This window comes from Mycobacterium sp. 852002-51057_SCH5723018 (assembly GCF_001667035.1).
Classification (GTDB): Bacteria; Actinomycetota; Actinomycetes; order Mycobacteriales; family Mycobacteriaceae; genus Mycobacterium.
On sequence record NZ_LZIR01000062.1, the window covers coordinates 1 to 610 of the forward strand.

1 protein-coding gene is annotated in these 610 nt (G+C 68.4%); it reads right to left on the minus strand.

Annotated elements, in window-relative coordinates; genetic code table 11:
• On the minus strand, positions 1 to 359 hold a 359-nt coding region (locus tag A5764_RS12480), incomplete at its 3' end, for a TetR/AcrR family transcriptional regulator (RefSeq protein ID WP_156664647.1).
• Between the last annotated feature and the right edge of the window lie 251 nt (positions 360 to 610).

Sequence of the window (610 nt, forward strand, 5' to 3'; positions counted from 1 at the left end):
TCGGCCCGAATCGCCCACTCGAATGCGGCCAGGTAGGGATGCTCGCGCATCAACCGGTCCGACTCGTCGAGCACCGCTTCGATTCGTTCGATGACGCCGCCGGGACGGCCGGCGGCCTGGCGCAGCCGCGGCAACGCGACCTCGGTTCTGGCCGCGATCGCCGCGGTGATCAATTCAGACTTGTTCGGAAAGTAGTTGTACAGGCTGGCGCTGGTGACCTTGGCCGTGCGGGCGATCTCGCGGATGGTGGCCCTGGAGTAGCCCACCTCGGCCACGCAGCGCATGGTCGCGGCGACGATCCGTCGGCGGGTCTCCTCACCGCTCGCGCCGACCGGGCGACCCAGCTGCGCCCGCGTCATGGTGATGTCCTCACTCGTGCGTCCTGTCCGTCGACCCTGCAGCCAAGCTGCCGCTAGGAGAGAATATAATCGCACGATCGATTACTCGAGGTTCGGCGCGGAGGTGCGCGGTGGGTGAACCAGTAGCGCCGGCACAGTTGGGCCGCCCGGTGGGTGCCGATGGTGCGCAGACCCGCGCACGGATCATCGCCTCCGCGATGCGCTGCGTGGCCGAGGTGGGCTACTCCAGGGCCACCATCCGCGAGATCGCG